This window comes from Bacillus hominis, from assembly GCF_030348325.1.
GTDB lineage: Bacteria > Bacillota > Bacilli > Bacillales > Bacillaceae_G > Bacillus_A > Bacillus_A hominis.
Map to the genome: position 1 here is coordinate 231,450 of NZ_JAUCFS010000003.1, position 26,307 is coordinate 257,756.

General features: G+C 32.9%; 20 protein-coding genes and 3 pseudogenes. 15 read left to right on the plus strand and 8 right to left on the minus strand.

Annotation, left to right across the window (positions count from 1 at the left end; all coding sequences use genetic code 11):
- Window positions 1–88: 88 nt before the first annotated feature.
- Both QUF93_RS01510 and QUF93_RS01515 read right to left on the minus strand, forming a co-directional pair.
- Complete coding sequence (locus QUF93_RS01510) at window positions 89–529, minus strand: hypothetical protein (RefSeq protein ID WP_289361210.1); 441 nt, start codon at window positions 527–529, stop codon at window positions 89–91.
- A gap of 338 nt (window positions 530–867) precedes the next feature.
- Window positions 868–1,484, minus strand: a pseudogene (locus tag QUF93_RS01515) (alpha/beta fold hydrolase); the annotation flags it as partial.
- A gap of 992 nt (window positions 1,485–2,476) precedes the next feature.
- Here QUF93_RS01515 and QUF93_RS01520 point away from each other — a divergent pair.
- Both QUF93_RS01520 and QUF93_RS01525 read left to right on the plus strand, forming a co-directional pair.
- Window positions 2,477–2,893, plus strand: a complete 417-nt coding sequence (locus tag QUF93_RS01520; RefSeq protein WP_002150988.1) for a hypothetical protein — start codon at window positions 2,477–2,479, stop codon at window positions 2,891–2,893.
- A 20-nt stretch (window positions 2,894–2,913) separates the two neighbouring features.
- Window positions 2,914–4,368 carry an FtsZ/tubulin family protein gene (locus tag QUF93_RS01525; protein ID WP_097905103.1) on the plus strand — a complete coding sequence of 485 codons (1,455 nt, stop codon included), beginning with the start codon at window positions 2,914–2,916 and terminating at the stop codon, window positions 4,366–4,368.
- Window positions 4,369–4,404: 36 nt separating this feature from the next.
- Here the strand turns inward: QUF93_RS01525 and QUF93_RS01530 are convergent, their stop codons facing one another.
- Window positions 4,405–5,142: a terminase gpP N-terminus-related DNA-binding protein gene (locus tag QUF93_RS01530; protein WP_289375162.1), complete on the minus strand. Its 738-nt coding sequence runs from the start codon at window positions 5,140–5,142 to the stop codon at window positions 4,405–4,407.
- A 2,098-nt stretch (window positions 5,143–7,240) separates the two neighbouring features.
- Here QUF93_RS01530 and QUF93_RS01535 point away from each other — a divergent pair.
- The 6 genes and pseudogenes from QUF93_RS01535 (at window position 7,241) to QUF93_RS01560 (ending at window position 13,984) form a co-directional block, all read left to right on the plus strand.
- Complete coding sequence (locus QUF93_RS01535) at window positions 7,241–9,646, plus strand: PAS domain S-box protein (RefSeq protein ID WP_289361212.1); 2,406 nt, start codon at window positions 7,241–7,243, stop codon at window positions 9,644–9,646.
- A 154-nt stretch (window positions 9,647–9,800) separates the two neighbouring features.
- A pseudogene (locus QUF93_RS01540) lies at window positions 9,801–9,950 on the plus strand (sensor histidine kinase); the annotation flags it as partial.
- Window positions 9,951–10,026: 76 nt separating this feature from the next.
- Window positions 10,027–10,524: a DM13 domain-containing protein gene (locus tag QUF93_RS01545; protein ID WP_289361213.1), complete on the plus strand. Its 498-nt coding sequence runs from the start codon at window positions 10,027–10,029 to the stop codon at window positions 10,522–10,524.
- Window positions 10,525–10,807: 283 nt separating this feature from the next.
- Window positions 10,808–11,470 carry a hypothetical protein gene (locus tag QUF93_RS01550; RefSeq protein WP_289375164.1) on the plus strand — a complete coding sequence of 221 codons (663 nt, stop codon included), beginning with the start codon at window positions 10,808–10,810 and terminating at the stop codon, window positions 11,468–11,470.
- 37 nt (window positions 11,471–11,507) lie between these two features.
- On the plus strand, window positions 11,508–12,614 hold the full coding sequence (locus QUF93_RS01555) for a hypothetical protein (protein WP_353050833.1): 1,107 nt from the start codon (window positions 11,508–11,510) through the stop codon (window positions 12,612–12,614).
- A 545-nt stretch (window positions 12,615–13,159) separates the two neighbouring features.
- Complete coding sequence (locus QUF93_RS01560; RefSeq protein ID WP_289375168.1) at window positions 13,160–13,984, plus strand: alpha/beta fold hydrolase; 825 nt, start codon at window positions 13,160–13,162, stop codon at window positions 13,982–13,984.
- A 184-nt stretch (window positions 13,985–14,168) separates the two neighbouring features.
- Here the strand turns inward: QUF93_RS01560 and QUF93_RS01565 are convergent, their stop codons facing one another.
- From QUF93_RS01565 to QUF93_RS01575, 3 genes are all read right to left on the minus strand, one after another.
- Window positions 14,169–15,170, minus strand: coding sequence for an alpha/beta hydrolase (locus QUF93_RS01565; RefSeq protein ID WP_289361216.1), 1,002 nt, complete (start codon window positions 15,168–15,170; stop codon window positions 14,169–14,171).
- A 416-nt stretch (window positions 15,171–15,586) separates the two neighbouring features.
- On the minus strand, window positions 15,587–16,345 hold the full coding sequence (locus tag QUF93_RS01570; RefSeq protein ID WP_070142950.1) for a DUF975 family protein: 759 nt from the start codon (window positions 16,343–16,345) through the stop codon (window positions 15,587–15,589).
- Window positions 16,346–17,235: 890 nt separating this feature from the next.
- Window positions 17,236–17,505: a YnaG family membrane protein gene (locus QUF93_RS01575; protein WP_289361217.1), complete on the minus strand. Its 270-nt coding sequence runs from the start codon at window positions 17,503–17,505 to the stop codon at window positions 17,236–17,238.
- 1,005 nt (window positions 17,506–18,510) lie between these two features.
- Between QUF93_RS01575 and QUF93_RS01580 the strand changes: the two genes are divergently transcribed.
- Window positions 18,511–19,941 (plus strand): IS4 family transposase, encoded by a 1,431-nt coding sequence (locus QUF93_RS01580; protein WP_289375169.1) that lies wholly within the window; start codon window positions 18,511–18,513, stop codon window positions 19,939–19,941.
- A gap of 267 nt (window positions 19,942–20,208) precedes the next feature.
- On the opposite strand, the gene QUF93_RS01585 is transcribed toward QUF93_RS01580, so the two are convergent.
- Both QUF93_RS01585 and QUF93_RS01590 read right to left on the minus strand, forming a co-directional pair.
- On the minus strand, window positions 20,209–21,639 hold the full coding sequence (locus QUF93_RS01585) for an IS4-like element ISBce2 family transposase (protein ID WP_080019313.1): 1,431 nt from the start codon (window positions 21,637–21,639) through the stop codon (window positions 20,209–20,211).
- A 200-nt stretch (window positions 21,640–21,839) separates the two neighbouring features.
- Window positions 21,840–21,977 (minus strand): hypothetical protein, encoded by a 138-nt coding sequence (locus tag QUF93_RS01590; protein ID WP_000283272.1) that lies wholly within the window; start codon window positions 21,975–21,977, stop codon window positions 21,840–21,842.
- A 622-nt stretch (window positions 21,978–22,599) separates the two neighbouring features.
- On the opposite strand from QUF93_RS01590, the pseudogene QUF93_RS01595 reads away from it, so the two are divergent.
- From QUF93_RS01595 to QUF93_RS01620, 6 genes and pseudogenes are all read left to right on the plus strand, one after another.
- Window positions 22,600–22,790 (plus strand): annotated as a pseudogene (locus QUF93_RS01595) (hypothetical protein).
- A gap of 269 nt (window positions 22,791–23,059) precedes the next feature.
- Window positions 23,060–23,539, plus strand: coding sequence for a DUF2975 domain-containing protein (locus tag QUF93_RS01600; protein ID WP_289375171.1), 480 nt, complete (start codon window positions 23,060–23,062; stop codon window positions 23,537–23,539).
- Window positions 23,540–23,549: 10 nt separating this feature from the next.
- A complete protein-coding gene (locus QUF93_RS01605) occupies window positions 23,550–23,771 on the plus strand; it encodes a helix-turn-helix domain-containing protein (protein ID WP_289361219.1) in 222 nt (73 codons plus the stop codon).
- A gap of 110 nt (window positions 23,772–23,881) precedes the next feature.
- Window positions 23,882–24,649: a DUF817 domain-containing protein gene (locus QUF93_RS01610; RefSeq protein WP_289361220.1), complete on the plus strand. Its 768-nt coding sequence runs from the start codon at window positions 23,882–23,884 to the stop codon at window positions 24,647–24,649.
- A gap of 419 nt (window positions 24,650–25,068) precedes the next feature.
- Complete coding sequence (locus tag QUF93_RS01615) at window positions 25,069–25,581, plus strand: protein kinase (RefSeq protein ID WP_289361221.1); 513 nt, start codon at window positions 25,069–25,071, stop codon at window positions 25,579–25,581.
- A 423-nt stretch (window positions 25,582–26,004) separates the two neighbouring features.
- The coding region (locus QUF93_RS01620; RefSeq protein WP_289361222.1) for a hypothetical protein at window positions 26,005–26,307 on the plus strand (303 nt) is incomplete at its 3' end.

Here is a 26,307-nt window from a genome sequence, read left to right on the forward strand (position 1 = left end):
AAAGGAGGAAACCACTTTGAAAATGGTTTCCTCTTTATATATATAAATGTTTGCTTAAAATCTATGTAGAAGTCTTGTCTTTATGTTTTTAATCGTGGACTTGCATACTAAAAAAATAAATGCCCTTATCCGTTTTAAAGATATATTCTTCATAACAGCATGCATAATAACCTTCTGTTTCTAATTTAATCCAATAAACCTCTTCTAGTCCTTGTTCGAACTCATTCAATAACTGTTCTATTATATATTCCTTCGATGTCAATCCATTTAAATCATATCCATATGGTATTGTTCCAAACCAAGCTGCTTCCCCATCAGGGTATTGATAAATAAGGAAATCTTTTTCCCATTCCTTCAACTGTATGAGTTCCATTGTGTCATTATTAGTAGCGTGTGTAGCCATTTTTGCAAGTCCATATATACCTTCCTGCTTATTTTTTGATAAAAGAGTAAGCTCATAATAATTACTTACATGTAGTCCCGCATTAACTTTAGCAAAATCGCTTAAAATCTTATTTACTATTTTCATATCTAAATCTCCTTAAATTTAAAGATTCTTCAGCTAAATGTTAACATTTAGCTTTAATAGCTAGTTAGACTTTCCCGTTAGTGCAATAAGAAAAAATAAAGTGTAGATAATTCCGATTCATCATTTTTATAAACGGTACATCTTTGTTTCAAACCAAAACTTAATAACCATTGCTAGGTTTACCGGTTCCAATGTACAAAATTAGTCCATTTAATATTTCTTTACTTTCTGATGTATCCTGAGCCACTTTCCATTTTGTCAGCAATCCCCCCTTCTTCTTTCTTGCCAGAATATACAACAGGTGTAAAGTGATAATAAAGTTATTGAATTTTGTTATGAAGCATATGACCAGCACCATCTAAAATAGAAAACGTAGCATTCGGAAATTTTTCTAGAAGAAAAAAGTGATCTTTATACCCACAGATTGAATCTTGTTTCCCTAGAATGATGAGTGCAGGTTGTGTAAGCGTACCTACATCATTAAGAGGTTCTTCAGAAAGAAAATACCCTTTCTCTCTCCAATTCGACATTTAAAAATTTTTATTAGCTAATGATTGTCCGGGTTGGATTTCGTTTAAAAAGTAGTTAAGGTTCTCTTTATTTTGATAATTCATCAATGTTTCAAAAGCCATACTTATATCAGAATCTAATTCTTTTAATAAATCTTCATCTTTTGTAACAACTATTTTTTTAGGAAGATCTCTATCTTTCAAATGAAGTGAAGTAGCCAGCAAATACTCTTTACATTTTTATGTCTATGGTGCAAAACACCTTGTGCCAAATATCCTCCAAATGAAAAACCAATAAGAGACAATGCTTGGTTAGAAATTATCATATCAATAAAGTTCAAAATATTTAAAAGCATATCATCTGGAGAGTTGAAACTTTCGTCAATTAAACTTCGACCATGAGCAGGTAAATCTATATATATCCTCTGAACCCCCCTTTTGATCACTTGAAAGAAAGATTTTTAAATAACTTTATTATTTTTCACATGACTATGTTGTGAATTAAATAACTTTATTGTCACTCTACAACAGGTCCAATTTGTTGAGCAGAACTAATCGCCATTCGGTGTATCTATTGCTTTGTTAAGTTGGTAGCTTACAGTAATATGTATAATTCAATTAGTAAATCTATACTTACACAAAAATATAATAAATTTAGTTGAATTTATTAACATTGACTCTATATGTTAATTATAAAGATGGTGTACATATGAGATTAACAAGTGAATGTGTAGAGCCTAACACTTGAGATATTGAACTTGCAATTATGTGAGTTAATAACTGAGAGGAGAACTTATAACATGACATTGACAGATCTCCTTTATCAATGGTTTTAAATAGTAGAAAAATCATTAATAAATCTAGCTGAATACGAAGATCTCTTTATTAAACTAAAATGTTCATATCAAACCATATGATGTGAAAAGAGCAATGATTTTTGTATGTTTTATACACACTGTACATACACACTTTATGTATAGGTTTTACATATAAGGTGTATAGAAATGAAATATGTTAAATATATTGATATGAAATTGATATAGAAGCCATAAACCCTTTATTTTAAAGGGTTTATATATACGGCTTATATATAAAGTGTATGAATAGAGCGTATGGATGCTTTGTGAAGTGTTTTAACATGAAATGTTTGTAATTTGATATTTTTTATAAAGGATTATTCAGAAGAATGTCAAATTAAATATTAAATTTATAGTTTTATAGAAGGTGTTGTTAATTACATGAAACCTGAAATTGATATATATTATATACAGTGTGTATGTACGCTGTATGAATTCATGTTGATATATCAACATTTTAACTAACTTTAATACTTATACGCTTTATATGTAAGTTCTATATATAATCACTTGATATACGTCTTATATTAATGTAATATATTCGTAGGAATAATTAACCAACGTTTTAAGGGGGAGGCAACTTGAACGAGGTATTGAGCGAAAAGTATAAAGTAATTAAATTTCCTGATGAAGTTGTGAACATGTTTGCAGACATTCTTGAAGAGGACGAAATACTTTATAATGTATTTCATTACATAGGATCTGAGGTAAATAAACAATACCAAGAGACGAAATATATGAGAGGCATCTCAATAAATGAAATAGTAGGTAATGTTGTAATTGATAGGAGAGTTAAGAAATTAAAGGGAAAATCATACTCATTAGAGGTTGAACGAACCAACATATCAAGAAGATCAGCGGAAGTAAGTGTTAGTACATTATCTTCAATGTCATTAATAACTGAAAAAATTATGCACCCTTATAAATTTTTAATCTCAACAATTAGAGGGCAGCAGGTGTTAATTGAACTTGGAAAACGTAAAGAAACGAATAGATAAGAAAAAGGAGAGATAAAATAATGGCGAAGAACTTTCTTAAAAACGAAGTAGCAGTAAAAATGACAATGGTTGGTTTTGGTCAGGCTGGAACTAGAATGGTAGATAAATTTGCTGAATATAAGCATACGGATGGAACATCTGTGTACAACTGTCTTGCCCTAAATAGTAACGATGGTGATTTAGCCGAATTAAAAAACGTACCAACAAGTAACCAAGTATCACTAAAATTAGGGGGACTAGGGAAGAATCCAGAACGTGCTGTAAAAGTACTAGAATCAAATGATGAAGCGAAAGAAAAGTTAAAAGAATTCATCACAGAGCGTGTAAGACCAACAGATGAATTGGTACTATTTTTTGCTGGTTTAGGCGGTGGAACAGGTACTTCTACAATCATTAAAGCAATTGAAGAATTCTCGGCTTTTCATAATAAACCTATAATCGCTGAAGAACTTAAAAGTATGGCAATGAAAATTCCTAGAGAGGAATTAATAGCAAATCAACAAAAGTATGCAAAAATTGCATTCAATAATGCAATTGAACGTAAAGATTTTATTAAAATGGGTATTGTTGTAACACTGCCTGTAAGAGCTGATGGGCCTGATGTACTAAGACAAGTAAATAAATTCTCTCAAGAGATTTGGAAGTTAGCAAATGACCCAGCAAAAGGTGTTGCATTCGTTGTTTTCGCAGATAACCAACATTTCTATGATGAATTTAAGGGATTAAACGAAAATGAGAAAAAAGGTATTGCTAATTCACGAGACTATGCAAATCAGCGCATTGGTGAAATCATCCATGAATTAAATACAGCTTCTAATGGCGCAGGAACATCTGTTATTTTAGATTCACAGGACTTTAAACGTATTTTATTAGAGAAAACTGGTTGTCTAGTTATTAATAAAATTTCTCGCAATATGAATCAAATTGAAAATAGTAAAGAAATAGTAGATATGTTCTCAGAATCGTTGAAAGGAAGCTCTTTCCACCATCCTATAGAATTAGTGAAAAAGAACGATGATGGTGAGTTGGAGGCCTCTAAGGTGCATCATTTTGGAATGCTTGCAATTCTAGACGAACAAAAGAATATTGATGATTCATTTATGGATGATGCAAAAGTAGAAGTTACGAATACATTACCAATCAACGGTACGGTATTTAATGGGTATTTAATTAGTAAAAATGATTTTATGGGCAGTGTGTATACGTTCTATAAAACTGATGCATTACCGTCCCGTTTGTCTAAGGGTTTAGTTGAAGAATTCAATGAATTTAAAGAGAAGCAAAATCAAATTCAGTTTAAAAAATCTCAAATTAGTACAATTGAAATGCAAGATCAAGACGATGATTTCAGTATTAATTTTGGTGATTACATCGATATGGGAACTAGTAATGAGGAACCATCAGCAGATGCTGAGAATGATGAAGAATTAGCTGCATTTATGGATCCAGACAAAATGTTTGGTACATCAAAATAATAAAAAAGAGGCCTGGGAATATCCCGGGCCTCTTTTTTATTCGGATGTCATAATAGATTTCATGTACTCTATCATATTTTCGTTTAAATAATTCTCTATAAATAGGTGTTTTTTTGCTAAATCTTCCTCTTTTTTAAACCAACCAACTTTTTTCATACGCTCTTCCTCAGGTTTTTCATTCCAGAGTTTTTCAGCTTGTCTTCTTAATTCTTTACGAGCTCTATGTTCAATTATTATGTTATCCAGTCTTTCTTGTCTTTGGCGTTCTTTCATAGCAATTGGATCTTCAGGCTGAGGTAATGCTTTTAATACAATTTCAAATTTCTCTTGAAATTGTATTTCGATGTTTTGTAAATGTGCTTGAACCTTTTGTTCCACCAATTTTTCGATTGTCTCAGCTGCGTCCTGAAAATCAAATTGAGATAATATTTCGTTAGAGTGGTTTTCAGGAGATACTGGCCTTAGTTCGAATTGATGCGGTAAAAGTTCGATTATGGCATCTAAAGACCACTTTTCATCCCTTTTCTGCTTTATGAAAAGTGCTATATTTAAATCTAATGAATTATATAGCTTTTCATTTGTATTATTGGTTCTAAGAGTCCCGTGCAATCCCTTCTCTTCTAAAGTATTAAACCAATTATAAACAGTATTATGGTGTCTACCTACTAACTTAGAAAACTCTGTTATTCGCCAGGCTTTTTCAAAAGCGTCTTCGTGTAATGAGTTCTCATCATCTACCGTGGTTTGTTCTGAGTGATTTTCCTGCTTAATCATAGTATTACCTCCTTAGCAGTATGTAATTTCGCTGATAAATGACATTAACATGAAATGCGAGATTGATATGTTAAGTGTTTTTCGACGGTACTAATAGGAATCCCTTTCTTATCTGGGATTAACATGAAAGATAACACTAACATGTTATGCTCAAAGTGTTAACAGAACATTGACAAAGTGTTATCTATCCTCACCAAATGTAAACGTTTTGTTAACTAGGATTTGAAATGCATCAATGTTATATAGGATTAATGAGGTACCTTTGTCACCCATATCCTTATAAATGGTTGCTATGAGATTGACAGTTTTATTCACATAACATTAATGATAAGTAAATATAACCGATTTGTAAATAAATTATGAGGATATAGCATTAAACTTTCAAAAAAATAGGTATAAATACGATAAAAAGAGTCCATATTATTAATAATTGCAGTATGAGCCTGTTTCATTAATAACACTTGAGAGTATAGAACGGATATCTGTTTGACTAATAGAGGCAGTGTCTCTTTTTAACTGATTCCAAGACTAGTAAAGTAATTTTAGATAACAACTATTATAGGTTCATACGAGCATTAAATTCTAATAGTTAGTCGAGTTATTGGCTATTAGTAGTTTGAAACACTACAAGGTCCCATTCGCTTTGTTGTTGAATAGCTGTAATGCTTAATTTCTAAGTGTTTGCGATAAAGAAAAAGGTTTTTATAGAAGGATCTATTCAGTCTCTAATTATAAGTAATAAAGACTGATGTGAATCTTGGTTTATTAACGCTTTTATTAATAAGGACATATACCTATCGATGTTTTGTCAATGTCTTGTTGTCACAATAATCAAGAATAGTTGATATGAGATTAACAATCGTATCGTTCTGAGGATTAACATGTTAATGTTTATTGATATGTTAATCTCATTAATGATGAGTATTCTAATCCAATTATGCACAATATCAATCTCATGTTAATACTTACAGGAAGGATTTCTATATTTAAAGTAACGATCCTTTAATTATTCGCCCAAGAATAGATTTGAAACCTCTAAGCCGTATATTACAAAGTAATTTTGCTCATATTAATATTATTTTATTGATTGAATTAACTATAATGAGCGCTGCTTTGTTTGATAGTCTGTATTTCTTAGTGATTTTTCTACTTGAAACTTCCAGTAATTTATAAAGCGCAATTCTTAACTAGTGTGGATTTTCTCAATTCAATTTTCGTCCTAATAAAGCCATAGTTTTATTGATGTTTTGTTAATGTCTTATTTTTCATTACTGCTAAGTATAGTCAACATGAGATTAACACTCTAATTCTTTTGTCGGCTAACATGTCAATACCTATCGATATGTCAATCTCATTCCTGTTATGTATTTCGATCCTGCTTCGCGAAATGTCAATCTCATATCAATACTCTGCGAGAAGAATATATTTGTAAGAAGTATTAAATCTTTAATTGTATATCTAATAGTGGATTGGAGATCTCTAAGTTACATGTTACAAAAAACTATATATGTTAATTATAATACTTTATTAAATATGCTCCGATACAATGGATGTAATTTTGCTTTACAGTCTATATGTTCTATTAACCTTTTGTTCGAAATACTTTATTAAAATATGGAGAAACATTCTTTATATTTTAATAGGGAATCATTGTATTTATTGATGTTTTTAACCTCTATAAATTTTTATATTTCAATTCTTGTTCTGATAAACCTATGGTTTATCCATGTAGTATTAGTTTCTTATTATCCTTATTATCAAGGGGGGGTGACATGAAGTTAACATTTTTATTCTTTCGAATGTTAACATGTTAATGTCTGTTGATATATCAATCTCAGTTTAGGTTTGCATTTTGATACTTTTTTTGCGAAATGTTAATCTCATGTCGACATCCTTTAAGAAGAATACCTTTGTAAGAAGTACAAATTCTTCAATATTTATGCCGATTGCGCATCTTTTTAGAGTAACAGTATCAGTATGTCCAAGATTTAGAGATTACTTACATGTATTTTGAATTTTTTGCACCTGAACCGTTTATATTTTTTGTAGGATTTTTTGCTTTTTTGTCGAATACACTTAATGCAAGGAGGGACATTACATGATTATTAAAGACTATTTCATCAATCTATCTATTTTTTCTTTATTAGTTAGCGCAGCAATATATATTCAAGTGTTTACGATTCATTCCAGGCGATATTTTGAAAAATTCTATGGGGGGATCATCGCAGTTACTTTGATGTTCTTTTCTTTTCCGTACATGGGATTTTCCTATGATCTTCGAGTTGTTCCTCTTATTCTATCTTTTATTTACTTTGGTCGCATTGCTGGTTGGATTACGTTAATTAGCATTATTATAATGCGCATCTTTTACATTGGAGGGTATTGGGAACCTCCTGTGATTGCTTATTTAGGTATGGGTATCTTATTTGCTACTTTTAAAACATATTTTAAAAACCTTCATCCTTTTAAAAGTGCATCTTTATATTTTTCTGTTTTTGTCGGAATAAAATGGTTAGTTGGTGTATTCTTTAATAATGCATTACTTTACACTGAAGGCTTATTATATATAGCTTTAGGACTTTTAATTGGACTATTTCTTATGGAAGCCTACCAGAGATTGTATTATTTAACACAGGACTTATCTAAAATGAATCGGGAATTTAAAAAAACGAAGCAAGAACTCAAAGATACCTTACATGAGCTTCAAGGGGGTATCTTTAAATTTAAAAAAGTGGATAAACATTTTATACACACTTTGTGTGATGGACAGTTTTATTATCAAAACGGAATTTATTCTGAACGGGTGGTAGGAAAAAGTTTACGTACTATTGATGCTTCTATTATTCCTCCCCATTTAGTTCCACAATTAATGAAGTATTATCTTCAGGCGTGGGAAGGGAAAGAAATTATATTTGAATTACCCTGGCCGAATGATAAAACTATTATTCTTATTGCGCTTAGGCCGATTAAACGAAATGGACAAGTTATTGAAGTTGTTGGTTCTACAGTCGATATAACCGAAAGGAAAAAGGTAGAATCAGAATTAAGAGCTACCAAAGAATTACTGGAATCATTTATCAAGCATAATGTAGATGCCATTACCATATCTGATCGAGAAGGGCATATTTTACAAGCCAATAAAGCTTATGAAAATATATTTGGGTGGTCATCAAACGAAATCATAGGTGAGAGATTACCTTGTGTACCAGATTTCTTAATGGATGAATCACTCAGAAATATTCAGAAAATTCTAACAAGAGAATCCATAGTTACTAGATTAGAAACTGTTAGACAACGTAGCGATGGAAGTCTTCTTGATGTCAGTCTGACGGTTTCTCCTATACTAGATGTAAGAGGAAATGTGATAGCTTTATCAGCAATATGTAGAGACATCTCTGAAAGAAAACAAGCAGAAAGAGAACGGCATCGATTACACCAACAATTAAGAGATAGTGAAATGAAGTACCGTGCACTAATCGAACAAGCAACTGACGCAGTATATGTAGTAGAGCTGAATGAGGATCGTGTTCCAAGTCGATTTATTGAGGTAAACCCTGTTGGTTGTAAAAGATTTGGATATAGTAGAGAAGAACTGCTCTCGTTACCGTTTCCAAATGCTGTACCACAAGATTCACCAATGATTGTAAGGTTGTTAGAAAAAATTAGAGAGGGACAAACTTCCTTCACTTTGCAAGATGAATATGCTTTTCCAACAGGAAAAATAATAACAACTGAGTTTGGTGTCCGTATTTTTAACTTAAATGGTAAAGAAGTTTTCCTAAGTATTTCTCGTGATATCACTGAACGGCTAAAAACAGAAGAATTACTACGAAAATCTGAAAAACTTGCTGTCGTAGGACAATTAGCGACTGCAATGGCTCATGAAATTAATAATCCATTAACCGCAATGAAAGGGTTTATGCAATTACTAAAATTAACGGAAAATGAGAATAATCAGGGTTATATAAATATAGTATCGTCAGAGATTGAGCGTATAGAAAGTATTACAAATGAATTTATGGCGGTGGCCAAACCACAGGTGGTAAAGATACAACCTAATGATATTAGTGTATTAATGGATCAAGTTTTAATGCTACTACAACCTCAAGCATTGATGAATAATATACAAATTAGAACAAATTTTATACCTGGTATTCCATTGATTCCATGTGAAGGAAATCAATTAAAACAAGTATTTGTTAATATTTTGAAAAATGCAATTGAATCCATGTCAATTGGAGGAGAAATATTGATTCAAATTGATAAACTTGATAATGATCAAATAAGCATTCGCTTTATCGATCAAGGATGTGGGATTCCAAAAGAACGTATACCATATCTAGGAGAACCTTTTTACAGTATTAAAGAAGAGGGGATTGGCTTAGGATTAATGGTCTGTTATAAAATTATCGAAACACATCAAGGAAAGATATGTATTGAGAGTGAAGTAAATAAAGGAACAACAGTTGAAGTTACTCTCCCTATTTGTACAATTCAAAAGTAATACCTTTCTTTACAGATTTTCCGAACGGGAAAGCCCACCCCCTTTAGGGGGGCTTGTCAATAACTGCTCTTTTTTAGTTTCCTGAATAGCTCCTACTATACTGTTCATGGTTTTGATACAAAAATTCTAAGACTCTTGCAAGTAATCTCCTGAACTTGGATTAGATATTGCAGAATTATTGATTGAAATGCACAAGGAAGAACGTGTTGTGAGGGATCGCACAGACGGCAAGCAGGGAAGGAAATTTTGGATTACGCTTCCCATTGTATCAGAAAAAAATAAGACGGCTGAAAGACTTTTGTAACATTTATGTTATAAAAGTGAAAGACCTTCTTGCTAACATATTACTACACAGTATGTTACAGGAGGTTTTTTACTTTATGAAAAGAAAATATGTATGGTTTATAGGTGGTTTGATAATTGTAATGGGGATTTTATGGTCATTGTTCCGACCAGAGAAATTATTTATTGATAAGCACGTGAATGAAGCATTGCCACAAACCGAGGTACAATCAACTGAAGCAAAGCAACAGAGTGATCGAGTAATAAGTGAAGGACAGTTTCAAAACGGTGTCCATGAAACAACTGGAACGGCAAAAATTCATCAATTAGCAGATGGAAAACGTGTTTTAAGACTTTCTAATTTTGCAACATCTAATGGGCCGGATGTGCGAGTTGTATTAGTTCCTACGAATCGTTTGAAAAATAATGAAGACGTGAAAAACTATCAGTATATTGAATTGGGAAAATTAAAGGGAAATAAAGGAGACCAAAACTACGAAATTCCTGAAGGGGTAGATGTAAGTGTATATGGTTCAGTTTCTATTTGGTGTAAGAGATTTAATGAAAATTTTGGTGCTGTTTATTTTAAAAAATAAATATGAACATAATAGTGAGTTTGTGTAACACAAGTATAATTCTATAGAGAAAGAAGGTAATTAATATAGATTAGAAGATTTTTCGTACCAATTCCATTATGCGGAATTGGTATTTTTATTGCTCAATATTTCCAGGTTGTTACCTTACAACTGTGATTATGGAATTTCTTTTCTAAACGGACCTCCAGAACTGTTTATAAACAGTTCTGGAGGTCCGTTTCAAATTAACTTTCTTATCATAATATGAACTTATTCATCAATATACACTGGGGAGTTGAAGAATATGGTTTTTAAGTTAAATCATATACGACGGTCGAAAGATCACGATTCACAAGGTACATTGAAAGACAGGGTGGAAAAGCGGGATTTTTTGCTATCAAATTGGAATCGGTGGATTGCCTATATAACTGCAGTTTGGTCCATATCTTACGGGTTTATGGGAGCTTATTGGGCTTTAGGAGGCGCAGGATTCCCTATCGTTATGGCACTTCCTTATGCGATTGTTCGTTTAACGTGGGCTGCAGGGATTCCATTGGGGATGAGCAATACAGCAGCAATGACGATTAGTAGCCAGTCACTTGCAGAACGTATGGTAGAGGCTGTTCTGGGTGGATTACCCATATGCGGTGCTATTCTGACATTGGGGCTTATCCAAAAATGGGGAGAAAATTTTCCTCATTGGTTCTATTATTTGGGTGGCAAACGTGTTCCTATTTGGTTCGCAGTGATACCAGCAACATGTGCATCTGTTCTCCTCATTCTTGCAGGATTAAAAATAAGTCCGATTATCATTTCAAAAATTTTGGACGGTTCCATCAATACTGGAAATTGGGGAGAATTAGGTCCATCACTATTTTGGCTTCCATGGGGAATAGCATTAGGGCTAGCGACTATTTCATACTGTCAAAGGAGGCGAGGGCAGTGTAAATATTGTAGAAGGCTCTAGCATTATTACTTTCTAAAAAAGGAGTTGTTCTTTCGCGATGTCAAATACTGAGAGGAAAAGCGAAAACGGAATTCATATTTTTAGATGGTTATCATTATGGCCTAAATGGATTGGTTATACGGCGGTTGTTTGGTCGTTGATGTATTTGATATTAGGTCAGTATTGGGCGTTGGGAGGAAAGGGGTTTCCATTTGGAATAGGGGATCCACAATCTGAATACTCAATGCTAGCTGGTTTGAGGCCTGAGACTGGTGCACCTATAATGGTTGGCTTTGGATTAATTGGGATCATTGTAGCTGTCATGATGATTCGTGGCTGGGGCAAGAGCCTGTTACGAATAGTATTACTCATATTTGTGTATATGTTAGTAACGATTCTATTATTTGCAGTTATTGACTACCGTGTTTTAGCGTCTGCAGCATATGGATTTATCTTTTTGATTGGAGCGCCATTTGATTTTCCGCATGGAGTGAAATTTTTTGAACAGATGATGTATTGGACGATTATAAATCAATATATTAGTATGCTAGGAGCATTTCTATGGAGTGCGACTGCTTTAGTCTATCAACGTCAAACACGAAATGCTTGTCCGTATTGTGGCCGAAATAGTAATCCCTCTAAATGGACATCACAATCCTCGGCAGCATCTTGGGGGAAATGGTGCACTTACATTGCCATAATAATTCCTATCTGTTATTCCATAACAAGATGGTGTTGGGCGCTAGGCATTCCACTGGGAACTACCAAAGAATTACTTGATTCCTTTGAACGTGATTCACCCGGAATTTGGTTAATGGGCGCATCTTTAGCTACCGTAGCGCTCGGAGGGGCAATTCTTACGCTGGGACTTATTCAGCCCTGGGGAGAAATTTTCCCGCGTTGGTTTCCATTTATTGCTGGTAGGCGTGTACCTCTGTCATTAGCAATTATTCCTGCTTCACTGGTTTCCATTATGGTTACTTCAGCAGGTTTGATGTACATCCGGGGGTTTATTAATAAAGGGGGTCTAGATCATAGGGGATGGGCATTGGAAGGTCCAGAGTTATTATGGCCAATTTGGGGAGTGGCTCTGTTTGGTGCTACGATTGCTTACTATTATCGGAGGCGTGGTACGTGTAAATATTGCAAACAGGTTATAAAGTGAAACTTTAATCAGTACGGGAGCGTACTGATTGCGAATAGCAGGATAGATAATGTGTTACAGGAAAACAAAACTCTTTTATAACTTATTTTTGAAGGAGCAGATACTCTTTTCTTTTTATCGACTCGTGAAGAAGTATGAAAATCAGAATTTATAATTTAAAATTCAGCTTAAAGCAATTGCAATAAGCACTTTGAATAGTAATCTTTAGTAAATAAAAAAAGAGAAGAACCCACCAATGTCCTTCTCTCTTTTTTTATGTAATTAGGGTTTCCATAACTATAGATATGGATAGAGTAAATTAATGGATGAATAATTTACTCTTAAAATTATAACAGACCCAATAAAGATTTTTATATGTAATATTGCATAAGGAGGGTTAATCTTTAAACTACAATAATTTATGTCAATAAAAAGGAGCCACTGGTGAAATGATGAGTAACGCCTTTTCATATGGCGAGTTTGTTTCATAGTTAATCCTTATATTTTATACCATTCGCCAATCGTGTAAGGTTAAGGGAGATGACAGAAGAAAGGAAGATCTACAAATGAGCGTAGTAAAAAATGGAACATTGCAAGTACCTGGAGCAAACATCTATTATGAGGTACAAGGTGCAGGTCCGCTCTTTCTTTTAATCCATGGTGGAGGTGGTGATGCTGATAAGTTTCATAATGTCGCCAATTATCGTGCTGACCGGTATACTGTTGTTACTTACGATCGACGTGGCCATTCTCGTAGTAATCTAGCTAATCGAACTGAGGATTATCAAGTAGAGACACACAGTGATGATGCTCACCGCCTACTAGCTAAACTGACCGATGAACCAGCGTACGTATTTGGAAGTAGCTCTGGTGCTGTCATCGGACTCGATTTATGCATACGACATCCGGGACAGATTCGGATGATTATCCCACACGAACCGGTTTTATTGCAACTTTTATATGACAATGAGCTTGTACAGGCAAAACAATTCTTGGAATATCTTAAGGAGAATCATCGAAATGAGGTTGTAAAGTTACTATCAATTTCAGAAGTGGATACTAATAATTGTGGCCACTCGAAGGATGGGAAAACAGAACGTCTTTTAAGTAATTCAACGTACTTTGTTGAGCATGAAATTCCCGGGATAGTAAACTATTCGCTAGCTATTGATGCATTGAAGGCTAGATTAAAACTTTCACCCATGCAAGTGCTTCCAGCTGGCGGAAGTGCATCACGAGAATTTTTTGCTTACCGGTGCTCGGTCGTACTAACAGAACTATTAGGAACAAAGTTTTTGGAGTTTCCAGGGCATCATGGGGCCTACAATTCAGAGCTTCATCAAGAGTTTGCTGAAAAACTACACAATATTTTAAAGGCTGAAAATACTTAACATGAATGTCTTAAATAATATCATTTGGTGTGGATTTCCCTTCTTGGAGTAAACATCACGGCAAAGAGATTACCGCTGGACTAAACTTAAGAGACGAAGCTATTCGTCTCTTAAACGTAGGAAATACGGAGAGAACCTAATGAAATAGAGTTCAATAAGATTCTGTACTTAGTAATCTCCCACTTTAAGGCATGTCATTGGGGAAGTGTGGGTAGTTCAATCGATTCTGAATAAAATTGATAGTATCAGTTGCAATTTTTTTACGTTTAAGAACAATCCCAGCATGTCCGCATGTATAAATATATCGCGTAGGTCTTTCCCAGGATTTCCACAAGTAGTCCGTGTCCTCAGAATGTACGTATAGATCGTGCTTACCTGAAATTAATAAAATATTTTCTTTTTTTACTTTTGGTAATGCTTGACTCGGTTCAGTGATTTTCCAATAATCTATTAAATCATCATAAGTTACACCATGGTGTTCCAAGTCTTCTTTAATAAACTTACCTGGATTTGTCTTCCAAATAGAATAAGAAAGTCGATTCGCGTAGAAAATGGATGCTAATACATCAATCTCTGGTTCAACAAGAGCTGTTAGGTTAGTAATAAACCCACCTAAACTGATTCCTATTAGAATCAGGGGACCTTTTTTATTTGCTTTAATCCATTTGATCAAAGTTCGTAAATCAGCTACCGCTTGTCTAGTTGCTTGTACAGTTCGTTCAATATGGGCACTTACCATGTATTCTCCACTGAAAAGGGATTGTTCAGGTTCTCTTTCAAAATGATAGGGTAGAGTGAAATAATACATATTCCAGCTCAAGCTGTTCATATGGTCGTGAAATATTTTTTTTACACGTTCGTTAGAATCCATTCGCCAACCATGAACAAAGATGACATGAGGTGTATCTTCATTTTTATGTAAGTATACTTCTCCAGTTACAGAGTCGTTGCATGAATCACCAGATTGAACTGAACTTTTATATTTGAAGTGTCCAACTAAGTATTCCTTTTCCTGTTGTGAATGCTTCATGTCAAAATGAATGTCATATGGTGTTACTTTATAAAAGGAATCTATGTCCTTTACACTTAGTGAGGTGTTAGAAAGAGAAGCATACTGAAACTCTGCACTTCTTTTTTTATGCAAATCATACAAGGCGTATCGATCAATGAGTTTTGAAAAAATCAAATTAGCTTCCTCCAATATACATATGGTTTAAAACATGGGCAAAATTCATGTTTTATTTATTCTGTAAATTAATTACAAAATACTAAAAGGATTATTCATCATGACTAGTCTAAATGGATTTCTAGAAGAAAACCAATGTATAAAATATTCTTTTTTCCTATTAATAGGTGCTTGAATTATAAAACTAGGTGATAAATTTGGATATTATAAAGCTAACAATACAATAAAACCATAAATAATTTATACTGAAATCTAAAAAGCAAGTTAATATTCTTATTAATATAAGAGAACATTAACTTGCCTTTAACTTTAAGAATAACCAAAATGCTTAAGTTGATGGATATGTGGTGCTACTCCATTAGAGAAGATATGTAAGCTATTATTAATTCTAAATTAATTCAAACTAACAGATGCTTCTAGTTAACTCTTAGTTCTTCCATATTATTTTCCCTTTTAGATAAATTTAAGTAGAAGTGCGATATTGTTGTAGTGTAATATGGATTAATCCAAAGGTATGGGATATTTAGTGTAAATATTCCTACCAAAGAACCTAAAATAAACCATCCGATAAAACTCAACCATGTTATGAATAAATCTAATTTATGTCCTTGCATCATTTCTTTACTTTTTTTAATCGCTTCACTTGCTGTATATTCTGGATTTTCTATTAAAATATAGTACGCCATAGAATAAGAGAAAAATTTTATAATACCTGGAACAATTAATAATAAACTCCACAAAAGGATAAGTATAGTCTGCAAGATACCTAACTTCAAAGATCTAAATAAATTATTTTTCTTAAATCCTTCAAATAAATCACTAATTGTAGTAGATTCTTTTTTTGCTAAACGCAAAGTGAAATTATTATAGCCGTAACCCATAATGCTTTGTGTAGCAATATAAATAATAAATATAATAGCCCACATAATTACAGTAGCAAGTCCTAGAAAAAAGACGGCTGATGAGTCAGCTATTGCTTCTCCTGTTACCGAGTACTCTACAAAACTATCGGGATCTATCATTCCAATAATTAAGCTAAACAGCATAAATATTAAACATCCAATTATAAACATACCAATTGCAGGAATTCCATAATAAAGAAGCGTTACTCCTACTCCTAATCCCCAATTGCCCCTTATTGAAGATAAGGCTTCTTTTTTTAAGTCACTGATCATGTTAGTCCAACCCCTCAATTTTTTATCACATTAAATGTGAGTTTTTTATGACAAATAGAATGATAACATTTTTTAGAAAAAATAACATTATCTACATCTGTGGAATTTAATTTAAAATATCCGTAAAAGGTAATGAAAAACTACTTAAAAAACGTTACCTTTATATAAAGATATATCTTAAGTTGATTGATATGTGGCTGTACCTCTTAATGAAAATGATTAAGTCATGCTATTTTTTAAAAAATAGTTAAGAGAAAGGTTACTTACTGTTCAAACAATATTGAACTAAACAATAAGGCATACGTAGTATGTTTTTTTTGTTTAGTTAATAAAATTAAGATCATTTGTAAAAAATATTAAATTTATAATTACGCATAAAAAAAGAATTCCTTAAGATTCTGGAATTCTTTTTCTTGTTTAAAGTTTGTTCATACAAATGATCTGCACATCAATTCATCTTTGATATACAGATCATTTGTATGAAAAGTTATTCCTAATAATTGCGTAATAATGAACTTACATTACTGCTTTTAAAAGTTCTGCTACGAATGGTAGAACTCCACTTACAAATTTCAAAATTGCCATTGCGATTTCCATGTTATTTCCTCCTCTACTTATGTGTTAAGATGTGATGCAGCTTTATGTTTTCATGGTGGTAAGCGATTATGTTGATATCAATACACTCCTATATGCAATATTGCATCTTAGAACCAACCTTTATACTGTTATAATGATAGAGAAAAATTCTACAGCATTTTTCGAAATACTAAACAACAATTGAAAACGAAATTTCTCGTAAATAAAAAGGGAAGAGAATTATAAAAATTCTCTTCCTTTTTTATTTCTTCATAGATTTAGTGATATAGGAGATATGCCGGAATACATTTCAACTACATAATTCTTCCAATCACCCAAATAAAAGGAATCAAAAATACTACCACATTTAATATTATCCCGATTTTCGCTCTGATATTTTTATCTACTTGATAGGAAAATATAGCTAGGATAAATCCAATTGGACAAAGAAATACAGGTAAAAGTATAGAGACTCCAAAAAATTCAGTTATAATAATTTTGTATGGAACATTAACGATAGATAAAATCAATAAAACCGGTATTATTATCGATATAATTGTGCCTATTCTATTTTTTTTAATCATAATAACCTCTTTTTGCCTAAATAAAATATATTGCTCCATAGATTATAAAGGAAAAAACACTGTCATTAAGCTAGTGTTTTTTCCTTCTTGATAAGAAGCTTATAAATAATAAATTATTGCTGGTAAGATAAATACAAATAATACATAGTTATATATTTTTGCAGTGCCATTCATTATTTTCACTACATTACTTAATACTCCAATTGTACAAAGACTGAATATCACCATTGTGGATCCTATAAAATGAATTGAATATCATTAATACATAAATGTTATATTTTAAATAATTTATATAAAATTACAATAATTTCATGTAAATTATTTCTGTATCAAAGGGTACACCTTTTGAAGTAGCGTGATTTCTATGGAAAACAATGTGTCAAAAAGTTTGAGATAACATTTTGAAGTAGGGGTACCGCCACATCGCTATCAAGCTAAGCTTATGAAGTCCCCCCTAAACAAAATTTTTTATCTCTCTACAATTATTTATGACCATTCAGCTCATTTTTTCGTTTTGGGGAACAATCAATTTTTTAATTTGATAGCGATGTGATGATACCCCTAATAACCAACATGTTTATAATTCTTTTTTGTTTTTCTTATCTGAATTTTTCTTTATAAAATTCATTATTACAACAAATATCAGAAATAGGGCTATGCAAGAGAGTATTACAGTGTATTTAGTTGAAAGGTAATCAGTTATCATTTTTAATCTCCTATTCTACATGAAAAATTAGTATTAAAAGTATTATTTTACTAAATTATAATATTATTTTTGAAATTTATATATATCAAGACATACGATTTAAAGCAATTTTAATAAAAACTTTATTTGAAAGGAAAATGGTTAGGATGTGAGTTCAATATGATTCGAAGGGGGAGAATGAAGTACCATCACGACTTTCACCGAAATCACAAGAAGTCATACAAGGAATAGCACTACCCATAAAGTAAAAAAGACGTTATCCTTTCTGTAGAATCATAGGAAAGGATGGCGTTTTTTGTATGTCTATTTCTATATCTGATGAACTACAACTATTTGCTCAAGAGATTCAAAGCTTTTTATCTCCAAATATCTTACGCGATCTTGCTAGAGATGTTGGTTTCGTACAACGAACCAGTAAATACCAAGCAAAAGATTTAGTCGCTTTATGTGTATGGATGAGCCAAAATGTCGCTACAACTTCTTTAACTCAATTATCTAGCTGTTTGGAAGCATCAACAGAAGTACTCATCAGTCCTGAGGGACTGAATCAACGGTTTAATAAGACGGCCGTCCTACTTTTACAACAGCTACTAGCCGAACTATTAAGCAAAAAAATGGCCGCATCTATGCCGATTTCTTCTCCATACACTTCTGTTTTCAAGCGTATTCGTATTTTAGATTCAACTGCATTTCAACTCCCGGATGTATTTTCATCGGTTTATCCAGGTGCAGGAGGATGCAGCCATACAGCTGGGATAAAAATTCAACTTGAGTATGATTTGTTAAGTGGACAGTTCCTACATATTCATACAGGTCCAGGTAAACAACATGATCGCACTTACGGCTCGCTGTGTGCTCCAACTGTAACAGCGAATGATTTATGTATCCGAGATTTAGGTTATTTTCATTTAAAAGACCTTCAATATATACAAGATAAAGAGGCCTACTATATCTCTCGTATCAAGTCGAATACACGTATGTATCAAAAAAATCCTAACCCTGATTATTTTCAAGATGGAAGAATTAAGAAAGGTACAGAGTATATACAGATAGATATGGAAACGTTAATGAACTCTCTTCAACCAGGACAAACATGTGAAATAGCTGATGCTTATGTAGGAATGATTGATAAAGTGCCAGCTCGTGTAATTGTTCATCGATTAACAAAACAACAGCAACAAAAACGATTACAAGATCAAGCTGTAAGAGAAAAAAAGAAAGGAATGAAGTATTCTCCTCGTAGTAAACGACTCAGTGGTATCAACGTATATATGACAAACACCCCTACAGATATTGTCCCGATGGGACAGGTACATGACTGGTATTCTTTGCGTTGGCAAATCGAAATTTTATTTAAAACGTGGAAGTCATTCTTTCAAATTCATCATTGTAAAAAGATAAAACCAGAACGATTGGAGTGCCATCTATATGGTCAGTTGATTGCCATTCTACTCTGTTCTTCTATCATGTTTCAGATGCGCCAATTGCTCCTCATGAAGAAAAAACGAGAGCTTAGTGAGTATAAAGCCATATATATGATTAAAGACTATTTTCTTCTTCTATTCCAAACTATACAAAAAAACATCCAAGAGTTATCAAAGGTGTTACTTCGCCTGTTCAATCTCCTACAGCAAAACGGGCGGAAATCTCATCGATATGAGAAAAAAACGGTCTTTGATATATTAGGTGTCGTTTACAATTGTACCCTGTCTTATAATCAAGCCGCTTAATTCAAAAAAATGAAACCCGCTAGGGTTTATTTCGTATGCAAATCTTTCAATCAACTACACTTGCCCTTTAGAAAAAAGAAACAATCTCGTCTAAAATTGACTTTGCATAAGCTTAGCTTGATAGCGATGGGGTACCGCCACACATCCATCAACTTAACGTATATTTTTATACAAAATGCGGTCTTTCCACGTAGTTTTTTATTATCTTTTATAGATGTTATAAAAGTAGGCACATCAAATAAACCCTGACGGGTTTCAAATTTTTCGCTATGCTACCTGATGGGCAGAAGTGGTATACTCATACACAACACCTAAAATATCAAAGACTGTTTTTTTCTCATATCTGTGAGATTTTCGTCCGTTTCGCTGTAGGAGGTTAAACAGACGAAGGAGAATCTTTGATAATTCTTGGGTGTTTTTATGTAGTGCTTGATGAAAAAGTAAGAAATAATCTTTAATTATGTACATCGCTTTATATTCACTTAGTTCTTTCTGTTTCTTACGTAACAGGAGTTCTCTCATTTTAAACATAGTAGAAGAACATAATAGGATACTAATGAGTTGTCCATAAAGGTGGCATTCTAATCGCTCTTGTTTAATAGATTTACAACGATGAATTCGAAACCAAGATTTCCATATTTTAAATAACAGCTCAATTTGCCAACGCAGTGAATATAAATCATAGATTTTCTCTTTCGGTACCCATTCCGTAGGAATGTTTGTCATATATACCGTAATTCCTTGTAAAAGTTTCGTACGCTCTGTATATGTAATCCCTTTTTTCTTTTCGCGAATAGCTCGATCATGTAGACGTTTCTGTTTTTGCTCCTCTGTACATCTATAAACCACAATGCGAGTGGGTAGTTTGTCTTTGCTCCCTACATATACATCATGTAATTCATACACTTGGCCAGGTTGTAATTGGTTCATGATGTCTTCCAAATGAATTTGTATATATACCGGTCTCAATTGAGCAGGTTTTGTTTTAAATACCACTGTTTCGAATTCTTTTCTATATATTTTAGTTGGTAATTTAAGACGCGATAAATAATACCCTTCCTTATCTTGGATCGATTTAAAGTCTTGTAAACGAAAATACCCTAAGTCACGAATATATAGTTCATTCTTTTGTGTCATGTCCATTCGAGTCGCCCCATATGCCTGATCACTTCGTTTTCCTGGTTCAATTTTCACATCAGAAAACTCTCCACTCAACAAGTCATACTCTAATTGAATTTTCACACCAGCTGTATGACTACAGCCTCCGGCACCAGGATAAGTAGCTGCGAATCGATCTGGAACTTGAAAGGTTGTAGAATCAAGGATGCGAATCCGCTCAAAGTAAGCAGAAAGAGAATGAGAAATTGTAGATGATCCTCCAATTTTAGCTTGTAGAAGTGTAGTAAATACATTTCGAAAGAAGGCTACAGAAGCCGAGTTAAATCGTCGATTCAGTCCCTCAGGACTTAATAAAATTCCTGTTGAAGTTTCTAATTGACTACAAAGTTGAGTAAGAGAGGTTGTAGCGATTTGTTGATTTAACCATACACACAAAGATAAAAAATGGTGCCCATGGCACTTACGTTTTCGTTTCATTCCACCTGCTTCTATAGCTAATTGATTAAGTGTAGCGGGAGACATATATCGATATAACTCTTCGGCAAATAAAGACAGCTCTTGTTTTTGATGCATATTCATAAAAAGCACGTCACCCTTTCTCATTAACATAAGAGAATAGTAACGTGCTTTTAAGTTTAAGAATAGTCTAAATCCTTAAGTTGATGGATGTGGGGTACCGCCACATGTCCATCAACCTAGCAGAAGAGATTGCCCCAAAAATGATATAAACGAACTTTGTTATTATAAAAGATATAAAAAAATAAACACGTACTTCATATTTATTTTTGTTGTGGACGATAAAAAGCATCTACCAATTGATTATACTCGCTTCTTGAAATTTCTTTATTATACAGTTTAATTAATAACTCTTTATGCGCTTTCGAAAACGCTATTTTATCAATAAATTTTGGATACATACGATCATTTTCTCCCTGTCTGATAAATTATTCTGTTGCATTTCGTCTATTTCTCCTGAATATTTTAAAAAATAAATCAACAATGTTTTATGAAATATTACATATCGAAATGATTGGACATTTTGTAAGTGCTTACTATTATGAAAATGACAACAACCCTTCATTTCTCCTATGAAGAGGGTGAAGCAAAAACATAAAACCATTATATTTAAAGTTTAATCTACATGAATCTACATGAAAAGACTTTTTTAGACCAAATAATACATAATTTTATGTAATTGTACATATCCAAATAAAGTAAAAAAATATTTAAAGTACCATTATATTATAATGAAAGACTTTGAAACTATTTAACTGAAAATGAGTATGGTGAATTTTAAGTAATAAAAAGAAAACAAAAGCCGAACCTTTCAATAGAAAGTAGGAATGACGTTGTTATTAAAAGTATTAATGAAGATGTTGACTTTGTTTAACAATAGAAATGTAAAGCGCCCATAACGGGTGCTTATTTATTATATATAAATTACATAATAAATAGTAATATGAATAATATAGACAATTGGATTAAAAAAGTGTATATATCTCTTGGGTGATTAATTCAATTCAAGGGGAACACAGTCCGATGCGAAAAAAAGATTTATTAAGACAATGGAAAGTGGATTTACAGGAGATTGCTAAAGAAAAGGAGAGAAAGAAAAGAAAAGAAAAAAGAAGCGTAAGAAATACTATATTCCTGGTAGCTCATTTCATTTCATGACTAGCAAGGATACTTATCACAAGAAGAATGGGGTTTGGAAACAAAAAAACAAGTAAATGCGAGTGTAAATAAGTTTGATTAAATTTACTATTACTATTTTAGGCGCTGCCGTGATCGGCTTAGCGTCTTATTTGTTGTTAAGGGAAGATAAAACAAATAGTTGAAAGAGAGAGCCTTCCTTTGTAATGATAATTTTTATCTTTGTCTGAAATTAAAAGATATTCGCATAACAATAAAAATATAATCCGAAAAGATAATAATTTAATGAGAAACAATAAATTTGGTGTTAAAATCAAATTTACAATAAATAAGTGAGGTGCTTTTTATGAAACGAGTATCAACGCTCTTTTTAAAGATAGCTGTTTTTATTATAGGACTCCCAGTTCTTGCTATATGTATATTTTTAGTGCCCCATATCGCGAATTTCGCAGCAAAATTGTATCCAAATATTGCCCCAATGAAATATCTCTTTTTCATGGTGATGTATGGAGCGGCTATACCTTTTTACTTTGCTCTCTATCAGGCTTTCAATCTTTTACGGTACATTGACGAGAACACAGCGTTCTCGGAATTATCTGTAAAAGTGTTAAAGAACATAAAGTGCTGTGCGATTACAATCAGTAGTTTGTATGTATTAGGTTTGCCACTCTTTCATTTTATTGCGAAGAAAGTTGACCCTCCTATTGCATTAATGGCACTCCTCATCATTTTTACTTCGTTGGTTATCGCCGTTTTTGCTACTATCCTCCAACGGCTTCTACATGAAGCGATTAACATAAAATCAGAAAATGATTTGACGGTCTGAGGTGGAGGATATGACAATTATTATTAATATTGATGTGATGTTAGCAAAACGAAAAATGAGCGTAACGGAGCTTTCGGAGAGAGTTGGAATTACTATGGCTAACCTCTCTATATTGAAAAATGGAAAGGCAAAAGCTATTAGGCTATCAACTTTAGAGGCAATTTGCAAAGCATTAGAATGTCAACCCGGAGATATTTTAGAATATCGAATTGATGAAGACACCCAAGATTAATAAAGTGGGGACATTTAGCATTAAAAGGAAAAGAAAGATTTCTTTTTCAGTGATTTTATAAAAGGGGAGTTACTTATGAATTTAACCATTCGAAAATGGGGGCATAAATCATGAGAGCACTAAAACAACTCGTACGTTTCGGTTGGGAGCAGGCCTTATCATGTTTGTTTCCTCTCGTTATTTTTGCTTCTTTGGCTTTTACAAAATTCCTGCCACTTCCCTTCCTGCCACGTTATGACTGGCTACTTATCATCTGTCTTCTGATGCAGTGGTGGATGGTGAGCTCTGGGCTGGAAACACGTGATGAACTAAAGGTTATCACATTGTTCCACCTTATTGGACTTGCTCTTGAACTTTTTAAGGTACATATGGGATCCTGGTCTTATCCAGAGGAAGGATATTTCAAAATTTTTGGAGTGCCTTTGTATAGCGGATTCATGTACGCAAGTGTGGCGAGTTTTCTTTGTCAGGCGTGGAGAAGATTAAAGGTTGAACTGGTTAAGTGGCCACCGTTTTTAATAGTTGTACTTCTTGCATCTGCGATTTATTTGAATTTTTTCACTCACCATTATTGGATTGATGTTCGTTGGTGGTTATCTGGACTTGTAATTATTGTTTTTTGGCAATCATGGGTCACATACGAGGTTAATGGAACTCGTTACCGTATGCCACTCGCACTTTCTTTTGTGCTCATCGGATTTTTTATATGGATAGCCGAAAATATCGCAACGTTCTTTGGAGCTTGGCAATACCCAAACCAAACCGATACATGGAGTCTCGTTCATCTAGGGAAGGTGAGTTCATGGCTCTTATTAGTGATTGTTAGCTTTCTTATAGTAGCGACGTTAAAGCAGGTTAAGGGGAGGGAATTCCACTAGGATAGATGCTAGTTAATTTTTATAACTGTTAAGATTTTTTCAGGTTAAAGTTCTCTTAACGTACAAAATACCGAATAAAATAAGGAGTTTCAAGATTACTGAGTTATGATGCTAACAAAATCGATTTCCCATTGGAAATCGACTTTAAAACTCTTCTTAAAGAAAAGCATCTGTTATTTTAATCACTAGCAATTTTGGTCATCTAAGAAAATAAAAGCCGGACCGTTCAATAAAAAGTAGGAATGACGTTGTTATTGAAAGTACTAATGAAGAAGATGATGTTGCCTTTGTTTTTGACGACAGGAAAGTTAAGCGCCCATAATGGGTGCTTTGTTCTTTATTATATATAAATTGATGAATGAATAATAATCTATTAAAATTAAACAAAAATGTATATGAAAAATTGTAGGTGAGAAACTTTGGATTTAATTCGAAAATTAACTCGTATTTATGGCTTAGGGATTTGCTGTGGGTTGTGGAGTAAAACTGAAGTAATTCAATGGTGTGATAAATTGATTGAAGCAAGTGACAGTCCGCCATATGAAATAATTGAGATATCCTTAATGTCTAAAGCAAAGATAGATGATATTGAAGGGAAGTTATTTGAGTTTAGTAGCACAGTTGATGAAGAATACACTGTTAAATTAACTCTTTCCGTCATTCATAAAAAACTAAAAAAACAAGAACTGACGATTGAAGAATCAATTAAATGTACCACTAGACTTTTAGTTAACAGGGGATTGTATTGGGAAGCTAAATATTTTGATTTATATAGTCTGGATGATAGCTATGACTTAGCTAAAGATGGTGTTCATTTTGATTTAAGCGAGGTTATTAATACATATATTGAAACGTTAGGCGTTTACAGTAAGTATTTTAGGGGATTTGAAAAGCTGTATTTTAAAGTAATGAAAAATGAGTGGGTTAGATAACAAGAATTGAAGAAACATTATTTAGTAACAAGAAGGCTTGTCCGTAATCATATTAATAATGTGATGTGTAGTGATTACAAAGAAAAGAAGTGCGTTTTGCGCTTCTTTTTGAGGTCTCGCCAACAAAACGTGGATTTTATACGCTAAGGATATACAGGATTTCATGCAGGCTACGAGAACGGTTTGAACTGCCAAATGCTGTTGTGACAGGGCTGTATGAAATCTTGCATACAGCGGAAGGAACGGAAGGCTGACAAACTATTGGTATGAATGGCTTTCTAGGATTTGGTTACTGCTGATAATGATGTGTTATGTCAACCACACATGTATTTAATATTCATTAATTTTTTAGTACTCACTATAAATTTAATACAGTAAAATGGGGATATAAGGGAATATAAATAAGATACATAGGAGGATTCGATGAGACAAATAAAATTCCTGTTTGTTTTAATAATCCTTATATTAGGAGCTTGTTCTAATGATAAGTGGTTTACCCTTAAAGGTGAGAGTGAAAATTGGAAGGGTATGTACCAAGGCTATACATATGATGGAAATAATGAAGCAAGTGAACTTACTCTAATTTATAAAGGGGATCCTTCAGAAATTAAAGGTAATGTTAAATATAAATATGAAACTGATAGTAGTGGAAAAGGGGACGGAAATGTTTCACTAGATCAAAACTCTATTAAAACTAAAATAACTTGTGGAGGTTGTAACATAACT

What these genes read in the sequence shown, in the direction of transcription:
- QUF93_RS01510 (WP_289361210.1), bottom strand. Translation starts at nt 529, where the DNA reads ATGAAAATAGTAAATAAGATTTTAAGCGATTTTGCTAAAGTTAATGCG.
- QUF93_RS01525 (WP_097905103.1), top strand. Translation starts at nt 2,914, where the DNA reads ATGGCGAAGAACTTTCTTAAAAACGAAGTAGCAGTAAAAATGACAATG.
- QUF93_RS01530 (WP_289375162.1), bottom strand. Translation starts at nt 5,142, where the DNA reads ATGATTAAGCAGGAAAATCACTCAGAACAAACCACGGTAGATGATGAG.
- QUF93_RS01535 (WP_289361212.1), top strand. Translation starts at nt 7,241, where the DNA reads ATGATTATTAAAGACTATTTCATCAATCTATCTATTTTTTCTTTATTA.
- QUF93_RS01545 (WP_289361213.1), top strand. Translation starts at nt 10,027, where the DNA reads ATGAAAAGAAAATATGTATGGTTTATAGGTGGTTTGATAATTGTAATG.
- QUF93_RS01550 (WP_289375164.1), top strand. Translation starts at nt 10,808, where the DNA reads ATGGTTTTTAAGTTAAATCATATACGACGGTCGAAAGATCACGATTCA.
- QUF93_RS01555 (WP_353050833.1), top strand. Translation starts at nt 11,508, where the DNA reads ATGTCAAATACTGAGAGGAAAAGCGAAAACGGAATTCATATTTTTAGA.
- QUF93_RS01560 (WP_289375168.1), top strand. Translation starts at nt 13,160, where the DNA reads ATGAGCGTAGTAAAAAATGGAACATTGCAAGTACCTGGAGCAAACATC.
- QUF93_RS01570 (WP_070142950.1), bottom strand. Translation starts at nt 16,345, where the DNA reads ATGATCAGTGACTTAAAAAAAGAAGCCTTATCTTCAATAAGGGGCAAT.
- QUF93_RS01575 (WP_289361217.1), bottom strand. Translation starts at nt 17,505, where the DNA reads ATGATTAAAAAAAATAGAATAGGCACAATTATATCGATAATAATACCG.
- QUF93_RS01580 (WP_289375169.1), top strand. Translation starts at nt 18,511, where the DNA reads ATGTCTATTTCTATATCTGATGAACTACAACTATTTGCTCAAGAGATT.
- QUF93_RS01585 (WP_080019313.1), bottom strand. Translation starts at nt 21,639, where the DNA reads ATGAATATGCATCAAAAACAAGAGCTGTCTTTATTTGCCGAAGAGTTA.
- QUF93_RS01590 (WP_000283272.1), bottom strand. Translation starts at nt 21,977, where the DNA reads ATGTATCCAAAATTTATTGATAAAATAGCGTTTTCGAAAGCGCATAAA.
- QUF93_RS01600 (WP_289375171.1), top strand. Translation starts at nt 23,060, where the DNA reads ATGAAACGAGTATCAACGCTCTTTTTAAAGATAGCTGTTTTTATTATA.
- QUF93_RS01605 (WP_289361219.1), top strand. Translation starts at nt 23,550, where the DNA reads ATGACAATTATTATTAATATTGATGTGATGTTAGCAAAACGAAAAATG.
- QUF93_RS01610 (WP_289361220.1), top strand. Translation starts at nt 23,882, where the DNA reads ATGAGAGCACTAAAACAACTCGTACGTTTCGGTTGGGAGCAGGCCTTA.